Consider the following 1,456-nt stretch of genomic DNA (forward strand, 5'->3'; position numbering starts at 1 on the left):
CTGGAAGGTTTGCGCCTTCAACACAGACTTCTCCAGTTACTCCGAACGGCACCTGCCTCAGCATGTCGTCAAGAACATACACCTTTGAATTCGAGATCGGTTGACCTATTGGTACAAAACCGCTCGAAGTCTCGAGCTTTTCCGTTTCACTCACGCGATAGTAAGTAATATCGTTCAACTCTGTACAGCCGTAGTTGTTCAATAATTGCATGCCAGGAAGCTTATCCTGCACTGCGTTCGCCAAGGCTGTGGTTAACGGCTCACCCGCTGTTATGCAATATTTCAATCCCGCTAACTGCAAACTCTCTGTTGTATTGAGCTGTTCCAACACCGACTCCAAGTGTGATGGCACTATATATAAGCGCGTTACACCATATTCAGACAACGCCTGAATAAACTTGGAACTATCCTTCACAACGTCATCCGCTATAAAGGCAACAGGGCTCCCTGCCAACAATCCGGACAGTAACTCTTTCACCGATACCGCAAAGGACGTCGATGTCTTCTGCGCTATCACTTCTTGCTCCCCTAACGGCAGGTCTCTCCATAGCGAGCTCAGCACATTCAGGATCTGGCGATGAGGCACCATTACGCCTTTCGGCTCTCCTGTCGAACCCGAGGTATACATTATGTAAGCTAACTGGCCCTGCTCAATAATTTCTCCAAGGTTTACGGCCGGCTGTTGAGCTAACCCTTCGTCTTCCAGGCACAGCGTTTTGATCCCTTCTGATGGTAACCCAGGCAGCAGTGCCGACTGCGTTACGATGACTTCCGGCTGACCATCCGCCATAATTTGTGACAGGTACGCAGGCGGATAATTGGGATCCAGCGGTATATAGCTCCCTCCGCACTTTAAAACCCCAAGCAAGCCAACAAGGTAATCCGAGGAGCGACTGATAAACAATGCCACCCTTGTATTACGTCGGACCCCTATCGAACGCAGGTAGTGGGCTACTTGGTTGGCTCGCTCATTCAGTTCAAGGTAACTCACAGCCTCACCCGCGCAGTAACACGCGATAGCATCAGGCCGTTGTTCTACTTGCTGCTCAAACAACTCTGGCACACATACAGGACTTATCGCCTCTCTGGACGGGCTCCACTGCTGGTAGCTGGCTTTTTCTTGTTCGGTCAGCATGTCGTAGCTTGATATTGATGCCGTGTTTTTCGCCACCATTTGCTCTAATACCCGCTGATGATGCTGCAGTAACCTCTGAATGGTCGCTTCTGAAAATAGATCTGAGGCAAACTCAACATTTACTTCCAGAGAATCACCGTCACCATAGAATTGAAAATCCAACTCACTCGTCGTGACTTTATCAGTGATCATCGTCTGACGACCTGCTGACAAATCACCACTCAACTCATCTAATGATGCCTGCTGATAGTTCTGGTGCCTCACAACCACAGGTACTAGCGGGACTTGGCTGGTATCCCTCTCAAGTTTCAGCTCATTCAA

At 49.3% G+C, this 1,456-nt stretch carries 1 protein-coding gene; it reads right to left on the reverse strand.

The window, feature by feature from the left end; all coding sequences use genetic code 11:
- Positions 1-1,456, reverse strand: a 1,456-nt coding sequence (locus tag AB6C75_RS23470) for an AMP-binding protein (RefSeq protein ID WP_372109511.1), incomplete at both ends; no start/stop codon positions are given.

Origin of the sequence: Vibrio sp. 10N.237.312.B06, from assembly GCF_041464685.1 — a bacterium.
GTDB classification, from domain to species: Bacteria; Pseudomonadota; Gammaproteobacteria; order Enterobacterales; family Vibrionaceae; genus Vibrio; species Vibrio tasmaniensis_A.